The organism is Paenibacillus sp. 2TAB19 (assembly GCF_052115185.1).
Classification (GTDB): domain Bacteria; phylum Bacillota; class Bacilli; order Paenibacillales; family Paenibacillaceae; genus Pristimantibacillus.
The window spans coordinates 1-1,826 of record NZ_JBFRGE010000191.1 but is presented as its reverse complement, the minus strand read 5'-3'; the positions used below and the strand labels follow the sequence as shown (position 1 = coordinate 1,826).

Genomic DNA, 1,826 nt, shown 5'->3' with positions numbered 1-1,826 from the left:
ACATAGGGTAGACTGCGGCCTGCCATAACCCATTCTACCGAATCATCGGGAAGAGGAATGCCGTTGTTCATATCCCATACTAAATCCACGCCATCCAGCGGATAGCGGTCAATTCCGTAAAAATCAGGGTGCTTGTTCGTGCCGCAGCCCAAATCCAGCTTCATCATCGATCCCTCCCGGGTAGGTGTGAATGTATTGATTTTCATCCTATAAGGTATCCCATAGATGGTCAAGATGTGACTGAAAGCAACCTGTGCCAACATTTTAATCGTTTTTTGTCAGGTGAAAACCAGTTATAATTGTGGTTAGACTATAGACAACGATAGGACACTTAACGATGAGCGCACAATTCATGGACTTTTTAACCATTTTGCTCCCTACCTATTTTTTCTTTTATATGGCCATTACGCTTATTCATCGTAACAGAAGGAGTATGTTGAACCGAATAGCGGCTTTTCTTATGTTTGCTTTTTTGTTTTATTTCCTAGGCGAATATGTGAAAACGTCTTTGCTGACCGAATATCAAATGCAGATTGTTCTTTATGGGAACGCCCCGATGCTTTTGTTTGTCATTTGTTTCTTAGTCCATCTTAGTATACTTATTGGAAGCTCTATAACAGCTTCTTTGAAACGATGGCTGCCGTTGATCTATTCGGCTCCATTTCTATTATGGGCTGTTTTCTTAATAATGAAGGATCATCGGGAGCTGTATAATGCGGCCGTTACAGATGGACGGAGTCCGCTTGATCCGTTGTTTATGCTCCTTACCCTTATTTTTGTCGCGGGGTATATTCTGATTTCAGTCCTTATTTTGGCCGTATGCCGATATCGTGCGAGGGAAGCGAAACTAAAAATAATTTCGCAGTCTCTGCTGCTTAGTTTATTTTCGCTGTTTGCTTGGTTTGTCATCGTCACGCTTCTCCTGCAATCGGAGATCTTCACGTCCCGCAACGCAATGATTTTTTATTTCATCGGTTATTTGCTCTGGTCTGTCGTTCTTCGTCATTTGATCGGAAAACATAACATCATGCCGGATTACCGCAAGCTGTTTCATATCCTCTTCAAGTCCGCGCCGACGGCCATTTTTTTATTGGATCGGAAGGGATCCATTATAGAAATGAACCCACGAGCCAATCAATGGTTCGAAGGAATTCCCGTTCAGCAGATTACGAGCCATTTTGAATATAATGGCGGGCTAGATTTTAACGAATTGTTGGCACTAAATGCTCAAGGAAAAGAAAAGGCAGCCAACATGGAGATTCGGATGAACAATCCTAATCCTAATCAGGGACATATGGATTTAATGATGGGCCTTGAGTTAATCGACGGCGGCAACGAGCAACTATTCGTGATGCATCTTACTGACGTAACCTCCTTAAAGGATACGGAACGCAGATTATTGGAATCCGAAAGAGGTTATAAGCATCTCGCGTATCACGATTCGTTGACCGATCTTTATAATCGGACTGCTATTCGGGAGCAATTGGAGCTAAAGATAGCAGGCAACGATTGGTTTGCTCTTGCATTAATTGATTTGGATAATTTCAAGCAGGTTAACGATACGTACGGCCATTATGTAGGCGATCTGTATCTTAAGCATATAGCCGATACCATTAAATTGGGTGCAAAGCCTAGCGATCTAATAGGCCGGATCGGAGGAGATGAGTTCGTTCTGATCGTTCCATGTTCCCAAGAAAGCGATGTTGACGAGCTGATCAACAGCCGGCTGGGGCTATTATCCAAAAACGCGTTCATTCATGAGTCGACGGCAATTCCGATCTCGTTTTCAGTAGGGGTCAGCGTATATCCTAGAGATACGACGGACG

The 1,826-nt window shown here is 43.3% G+C and carries 1 protein-coding gene; it reads left to right on the top strand.

Translation table 11 applies throughout. The features are described from left to right. Positions 1–688 precede the first annotated feature (688 nt). Positions 689–1,826: diguanylate cyclase (locus AB4Z33_RS30890; RefSeq protein WP_442053566.1), on the top strand; the 1,138-nt coding region annotated here is incomplete at its 3' end.